At 72.7% G+C, this 6,958-nt stretch carries 9 protein-coding genes; 4 read left to right on the forward strand and 5 right to left on the reverse strand.

The window, feature by feature from the left end:
• Window positions 1-21: 21 nt before the first annotated feature.
• Together AB0G13_RS00805 and AB0G13_RS00810 are read right to left on the reverse strand one after the other, a co-directional pair.
• Entirely contained in the window at window positions 22-1,539 is a 1,518-nt protein-coding gene (locus tag AB0G13_RS00805; RefSeq protein WP_357866858.1) for an SPFH domain-containing protein, read from the reverse strand.
• A 29-nt stretch (window positions 1,540-1,568) separates the two neighbouring features.
• Window positions 1,569-2,090, reverse strand: coding sequence for a hypothetical protein (locus AB0G13_RS00810; RefSeq protein WP_357866906.1), 522 nt, complete (start codon window positions 2,088-2,090; stop codon window positions 1,569-1,571).
• Between the two features lie 137 nt (window positions 2,091-2,227).
• Between AB0G13_RS00810 and AB0G13_RS00815 the strand changes: the two genes are divergently transcribed.
• On the forward strand, window positions 2,228-2,632 hold the full coding sequence (locus AB0G13_RS00815; protein WP_357866861.1) for a hypothetical protein: 405 nt from the start codon (window positions 2,228-2,230) through the stop codon (window positions 2,630-2,632).
• Window positions 2,633-2,799: 167 nt separating this feature from the next.
• Window positions 2,800-3,279 (forward strand): methylated-DNA--[protein]-cysteine S-methyltransferase, encoded by a 480-nt coding sequence (locus tag AB0G13_RS00820; protein ID WP_357866863.1) that lies wholly within the window; start codon window positions 2,800-2,802, stop codon window positions 3,277-3,279.
• Window positions 3,280-3,352: 73 nt separating this feature from the next.
• Here AB0G13_RS00820 and AB0G13_RS00825 read toward each other — a convergent pair whose 3' ends face one another.
• From AB0G13_RS00825 to AB0G13_RS00835, 3 genes are all read right to left on the reverse strand, one after another.
• Window positions 3,353-3,541 (reverse strand): hypothetical protein, encoded by a 189-nt coding sequence (locus tag AB0G13_RS00825; RefSeq protein WP_357866866.1) that lies wholly within the window; start codon window positions 3,539-3,541, stop codon window positions 3,353-3,355.
• A 645-nt stretch (window positions 3,542-4,186) separates the two neighbouring features.
• Window positions 4,187-5,266, reverse strand: coding sequence for an inositol-3-phosphate synthase (locus AB0G13_RS00830; RefSeq protein ID WP_357866909.1), 1,080 nt, complete (start codon window positions 5,264-5,266; stop codon window positions 4,187-4,189).
• Window positions 5,267-5,289: 23 nt separating this feature from the next.
• Complete coding sequence (locus AB0G13_RS00835; RefSeq protein WP_357866868.1) at window positions 5,290-5,928, reverse strand: PadR family transcriptional regulator; 639 nt, start codon at window positions 5,926-5,928, stop codon at window positions 5,290-5,292.
• Window positions 5,929-6,103: 175 nt separating this feature from the next.
• Between AB0G13_RS00835 and AB0G13_RS00840 the strand changes: the two genes are divergently transcribed.
• Complete coding sequence (locus AB0G13_RS00840; RefSeq protein WP_357866871.1) at window positions 6,104-6,571, forward strand: DUF5318 domain-containing protein; 468 nt, start codon at window positions 6,104-6,106, stop codon at window positions 6,569-6,571.
• Between the two features lie 197 nt (window positions 6,572-6,768).
• The coding region (locus AB0G13_RS00845; RefSeq protein ID WP_357866874.1) for a hypothetical protein at window positions 6,769-6,958 on the forward strand (190 nt) is incomplete at its 3' end.

A 6,958-nucleotide genomic window follows, 5' to 3' on the forward strand; every position in this document is an offset into this window, starting at 1 on the left:
GGGCAGTCGCGTCGGGCAGGGTCAGCTGGCGTGCCGCTCGACGGCCGTCCCGGCCACCGGCGGCGTCCCGTCGCCGTTGCGAGCCGCCCCGAGCTTCGACAGCAGCCCGGCCAGGTCGATGCCGGTCAGGTCGCTGCCGAGCTGGAGCCCCTGGGCCACGTTGCCCGCCACCGACTTGGTCAGCGACGAGGCGCCGTCGGTGGAGATGACGGTCATCTTGTCGATCGCGCCGATCGGGGCGCTGGCCGCCTCGACCACCTGCGGCAGCACCTTGACCAGCAGGTCCAGCACCGCGGCCTCACCGTACGCCGCGAAGGCCTCGGCCTTGCGGGCCATCGCGTCGGCCTCGGCCTGACCCTTGGCCAGGATGGCCGCGGCCTCCGCCGCGCCCTCCCGCTCGACCGCCTCGGCGATGGCGGAACGGCGGCGCTGCTCGGCCTCGCCCTCCTTGGCGCCCTCGATCGCGTTGGCCTCGGCCAGCGCGGCCCGGCGGGCCCGCTCGCCCTCACCGGTGAGCCGGGCCTGCTCGGCGGCGGCCTGGGCGGCGGCGATGACGGCCTGGCGCTGGGCGTCGGCGTTCAGCACGGCCGCGTTGCGGGACGCCTCGGCCTCCTGCTCCACCTTGTACCGGGCGGCGTCGGCCGGCTTGCGTACCTCGGTGTCGAGCTGGCGCTGCTTGAGCTCGGCGTTGCGCTCGGCGACCTTCTGCTGCTCGGAGAGGATCGCCTGGTCCCGCTCGGCCTGGGCCAGCGGCCCGGCGGCGGCGGACTTCGCCTTGGCGGCGTCGATCTCCGCCTGGATGGCGGCCTGCTTCAGTGACAGGTTCCGGTTGGCCTCGGCGATCGCCTCCTCGGCGAGCAGCCGTTCCTGCTCGGCCTGCTGCCGGGCCCGCGCCTCGGCGATGGCCGCGTCCTTGAGCACCCGGGCCGCCTCCGGCCGGCCCAGGTCCTGCAGGTAGGAACCCTCCGCCAGGATGTCCTGGAGCTGGAAGGTGTCCAGCACCAGGCCCTGGTTGGTCATCGAGTGCTCGGCCTCCTCGGCGACCGCGCTGGCGAACGCCGCCCGGTCCCGGATGACCTCCTCGACGGTGAGCCGGCCGACGATCGAGCGCAGCGCGCCGGCCAGCACCTCCCGGGTGAAGTCCTCGATCTCGTCCTGCTGGTGCAGGAAGCGCTGCGCGGCGGCACGGATGGCGTCCTCGGTGCCGCCGACCTTGACGATCGCGACGCCGTGCAGGTCGGCGCGGATGCCCTGCTTGCTGACCGCGCCCTTGATGCCGACGTCGATCCGCCGGCTGGACAGGTCGAGCGACTGGAGCTTCTGCACGACGGGCAGGACGAAGACGGACGCGCCGAGCACGACCTTCTGCCCGGAGTTGTCGGTCGACCGGCCGCCGTCGGCGGTCTGCGTGGTGCGGCCCTTGCGGCCGGTGACGATGAAGGCCTCGTTCGGCCCGGCGACCTTGATCCGGGAGAGCACGAAGAGCACGAGCACGAGGACGAGGAGGACCGCGCCGCCGATGGCGATGAGAAGGGGCATGTGACCGTCCTGTTTCTTGACGAGGGGGTTCAGTAGGTCTCGACGTGCACGCTGGTCTCGCTGAGCGCCTCGACCACGAAGATCTGTGCGCCGACCGGGATCGGCCGGTCGGCGCGGGCGTTGAGTTTGACCGGCTGGCCGGCCACCCGGACCCGGACCTCGCCGTAGCCGTCGGCGGGCACCGGAGTGACCACCAGGCCGAGCGCGCCGACCAGATGGTGGCGGGTGGGGGTGGGATCGGTGCGCATGTCGCGGGCGGCCCGGCTGAGCCGGGCCGCCGCCCAGGCGGTGGGCACGGCCGCGGCGACGCCCCCGGCCAGGGCAACCGCGATCATTCCGGGGGTACGCCCACCGATCAGCTCGTTGACGATCGCGGCGCCGAAGCCGAGCGCCCCGGTGAACCCGGCGACCGCCTCCACCGACACCGGACCGTCGAATTCCGGGTTGCCGAGGTGGAACAGCTCGCCGCCGAGCAGGGCGAGCGCCAGTACCGCGACGCCCGCGCCGCCGATGATGAGGAAGATCAGCGTCCCCGTGGCCACGGCCTGCACGGTATCGGTGCCCCGCAACGTCGGTCCGGGTGTCGACCGCTCAGCGGGGCGCCGGAACCTCTCCGCCGCCGGCAATCTAGCTGTTGACAAGATTCGGGCGGAACGTCAATCTTGACATCGACAAGAAGGAGGCGCCCGTGTCCTCGGCAACCCTGACCACCGCCGGCATCCTGCTGATCACCGTCGTCACGATCGCGTACGGCGGGCTGACCCTGCTCATGCACCTCACCCGGCGCAAGGCCGGCTACCTGGACAACCCGGTACGCCGGGGGCTCTGGACGGCCGGGCACGCGCACGCCGGGGTGCTGGTCCTCTTCGCGCTGGCCGTGCTGCCCTACGTGGACCAGGCCGACGCGTCCGACGGCACCCGCACGCTCATCCGCGCCCTCCTCGTGGCCGCGCCCGTCCTGATGCCGCTCGGCTTCTTCCTCTCGGTGGTGCGACCGCAGGACACGAAGCCGAACAAGCTCATCTGGCTGGCCGTGGCGGGCGGCGCCAGCCTCAGCGCCGGTGCCCTGCTGCTCGGCTTCACCCTGCTCTGACAGCTCTCGCCGACGGCCCACTCGTCCGCTCCGGGCACGCCGGGCCGGCGCGGCCGGCAGCACCGCCACCCGCCGACGCCGGCGGTGGCGCGGCTCGCCGGCCGGCCTTGCGGGCTGCCCGGGCGGCGCGGGCGGGGCCGCGTTGGGGCGCCGGGGACAATGGGGGGATGCGCTGGACCGTGCTCGACTCCCCGATCGGCGAGTTCTCCGTCGCCACCGACGGGACCCACGTGTGCCGGGCCCACTTCGGCCGGGCCTCCGGAGCCGTCGAGGAGCCGGGAGACGAGGCGGCCCGCCAGGCGCTGGCGGAGCTGCGCGCGTACTTCGCCGGCGAGCTGACCAGCTTCGCGGTGCCGCTGGCGGCGCCGGGCGGGTCCGACTTCGAACGGGGCGTCTGGCGGGAGATGACCCGCATCCCGTACGGGGAGACGCTCACCTACGGCGAGGTGGCCCGGCGGCTCGGCGACCCGGGCGCCGCCCGCGCGGTCGGGGTGGCGTGCAACCGCAACCCGATCCCGGTGCTCGTACCGTGCCACCGGATCGTCGGCGCGGGGGGCAAGCTGGTCGGCTTCGGCGGCGGCCTGGACCGAAAGGTGAAGCTGCTGGAGCTGGAGGCCGGGGTCGCCCTGCGCCGCGCCTGGTCCTGACGGCGCGAGGCGGTTCCGTCCACGCCCCGGCCGCGTCAACCGGAGGCGGACTCCTCCGCACCACCCTCGCCGGTCAGCCGGGGGCGGGCAGACAGCCGCCGTCGGCGATGCGCGCGCCGATCTCCACCGTGACGTCGCCCGCCCGGACGCTGCCGAAGACGCATGCCCGGCCGGTCCAACCCGCGAAGACCAGCCCGTCGGCGGGGCCGAGGTCGAGTCGACCCGGTGGCCGCACGGTGACCTCGGTCAGCCCTGTCGCCACGATCGCCCGCCGGACGGCCTCCTGCCCGGGCTCGTCCCGGTCGCTGGCGGTCAGCAGGTTGAGTCTCCTCCTGACGTCCGCCGCGCAGGCCCGGGCACCGCTGGCCGCCTCCTCGGCGAGCGTGCCGCGCTGCCGGAAGGCGTCGTTGGCCGCCTGCTGGCGGCGGAACTCCTCCGCGCGACGTGCTCGTCGGTCAGCGGATGTCGGGTGCCGGGTGGACGCGACGTGGCGGCTGGGGCACTGCCACCGGGCCGGGCGTCGTCCCCGGGGCGCGCGACCGGAGTCCCCGCCCTGACGCAGTCGGCCTCGGCCGGCGCCGCAGAGGTGGCCGGGCGGGCCGCTGCCACGCCGCCATCCGATGCCGCGCCGCCTGCCGGTGTGGTGGCCGGATCGGTGCCCGGCGCCGCGCAGCCGACGAGGACCGGAAGGAACACCGCGCTGGCGACCGCCCCGATGACCCGTCGCGCCGCGCCGCGCGAGCCGCGGCGAGCGAGGGATGTCACGTCGGTCAGCCTAACGGCAGGTGGCCGACCGCTCGACCCCGTGTGACGTCGATGGTCGTCGCGCGTACGGCTGCGGGAGGCCGGACGTGGCGAGGGCCGGGTCCGTGCGGACCCGGCCCTCGATGGTGCTTATGTCGGCGCGTCAGCGCTCGACGTCGCCGGCGATGAACGCCTCGACGGCGGCGTGCGCGTCGTGGTCGGCGTACTGCACCGGCGGGGACTTCATGAAGTACGACGAGGCCGACAGGATCGGGCCACCGATCTTCCGGTCCAGCGCGATCTTCGCGGCGCGGACGGCGTCGATGATGACACCGGCCGAGTTCGGCGAGTCCCACACCTCGAGCTTGAGCTCGGCGTTGAGCGGGGTGTCGCCGAAGGAGCGACCCTCCAGGCGGATGTACGCCCACTTGCGGTCGTCCAGCCACGGCACGTGGTCCGACGGGCCGATGTGCACGTCGCTCTTGCTCATCTCGTGCGGGATCTGCGAGGTGACCGACTGGGTCTTCGAGATCTTCTTCGAGACCAGGCGGTTGCGCTCCAGCATGTTCATGAAGTCCATGTTGCCGCCGAAGTTGAGCTGGTACGTGCGCAGCAGCTCGACGCCCCGGTCCTCGAACAGCTTCGCCAGCGCGCGGTGCACGATGGTGGCGCCGACCTGGCTCTTGATGTCGTCGCCGACGATCGGCAGGCCCGCGTCCTCGAACTTCTTGGCCCACTCCGGGTCGGAGGCGATGAAGACCGGCAGCGCGTTGACGAACGCGCAGCCCGCGTCGATCGCGGCCTGGGCGTAGAACTTGTCGGCCTGCTCGGAGCCGACCGGCAGGTACGAGACCACGACGTCGACCTGCGCGTCGCGCAGCGCCTGGGCGACGTCGACCGGCTGGGCGTCGGACTCCTCGACGATCTCGCGGTAGTACTGGCCCAGACCGTCGAAGGTCGGACCGCGCTGCACCGTGACGCCGGTCGGCGGCACGTCGCAGAGCTTGATGGTGTTGTTCTCGCTGGCGACGATCGCCTCGGCGAGGTCCATGCCCACCTTCTTGGCGTCCACGTCGAACGCCGCGACGAACTGCACGTCCGAAACGTGGTAGTCGCCGAAGGTGACGTGCATGAGACCCGGGACGCGGTCGTTCGGGTCGGCGTTCCGGTAGTACTCCACGCCCTGCACGAGGGACGAGGCGCAGTTACCCACACCGACGATGGCGACGCGGACGGAGCCCATAGCGTCTGCCTCCTTCTTCTTCATCACGGCCGCTCATTCCTGAACTCTCCAGGGGCAGGCGGGCTGTTGTCTTCTCGTCGACCGCCGGCCGTCCCGGTTGACGGGACCGTCGGGGCACGGCCGGAGCGCTCGTTGGCGATGAGCTCCTCCAGCCAGCGGACCTCGCGCTCACAGGCGTCCAGGCCGTGGCGCTGCAGTTCCAGCGTGTAGGCGTCGAGGCGTTCGGCCGCCCGGCCGAGCACGTCGCGAAGCCCCTCGCGGCGTTCCTCGATCTTTCGCCGGCGACCCTCGAGGATGCGGAGTCGGGTCGCCTGGTCGGTCCGGGCGAAGAACGCGAAGTGCACGCCGAACCCCGTGTCGTCGTACGTCTCGGGCCCGGTCTGTGCGATCAGTTGGGCGAAGCGTTCCTTGCCCTCCGCGGTGATTTCGTAGACCACCCGACCTCGTCGGCTGGTCAACGCGGGAACCTCCTCGGCGGTGGCGGGTGGGTCGGCGGCCTCGGTGATCCACCCCGCCGCCTGCAACCGGCGCAGGGTGGGATAGAGCGAGCCGTAGCTGATCGCCGCCCTGATCGCGCCAAGCTTGGCGGTCAGCTCCTTGCGCAGCTCGTAGCCGTGCATCGGAGACTCCTGCAGGAGGCCGAGGATGGCGAGCTCGAGCACGGGCCATCCTCTCTGTACCCTCTACGCGGAGCGGTAACCGCCGCGATGTATCGGACCGATACATCGCACGCTAGCGGATCGCCGTGATCAGGGCAAACCCCCCGCTCCGGGGTCCCCCGGTCACGCATCGTCACGGTGGTCGCCCAGTCCGACGAGACCGCGTACCCTTCTCCGCATGCGTACGCAGCGCCAGGTGGTCGACTACTCGCTCCGGAAGCGAGCGGTGCTGCGTGAGCTTCTCGCCGGCCGGGTCGGCACGTACGACGTCTGCGACGCCTCGCCCTACCTGAAGAACGCGGCCCGCTTCCACGGCGAGCCGACCGACGAGCGGTGTCCGATCTGCCGGAGCGAGAACCTGACCCACGTCCACTACATTTACGGCGACGAACTCAGGCAGTCCGCGGGTCAGGCCCGGACGCTGGCCGAGCTGCCGGTGCTGGCGATGACGGTGCGTGAGTTCCAGGTCTTCGTGGTGGAGGTGTGCCTCGGCTGTGACTGGAACCATCTCGTCGAGCAGTACCTGCTCGGCCGGGACGGGCTGGCCGGGAGCCCGGAGGGCGGGCCGGACCAGGGCGCGATGGGCGGCGCGTCCGCCTCGGGCAGCGGTGCGGACGGCCGACGGAGGCGAGAGGCGCAACGGTGATCTTCGCTCGATCGGCCGACCCCGGCCAGCGCGCACACGCCCGGGGGCACCAACGGATCGTTGGTCTGATTGGCCCGATTGATTCGCAAGTGGCACCGGTCGACCGGCACGCACGTGCCGCCCTCGACGGGTGTCCCATCTCACGGCAAACCGGTGGCGGTGCAGCAGCGCCCCACCGCGACGGCAGGGTGTGAGGAATGAACTCGTACGGCGATTCCAGTTCCCCGCGCGGGCGGGCCCAGATCCCGGGCCAGCACGGCGATCCCGGCGGTGACGCCGCCGGGGGCGGCTGGTCGGCTGCACAGGAGGGTACGGCACCGGCAGGTCGCGCCTCGGTCGCGCCCCGCGCCGCCGGCGGGCGGGCCTCGGTCGGCGGTTCGGCGGCCG

This window comes from Micromonospora sp. NPDC023633 (genome assembly GCF_040640035.1).
Classification (GTDB): domain Bacteria; phylum Actinomycetota; class Actinomycetes; order Mycobacteriales; family Micromonosporaceae; genus Micromonospora.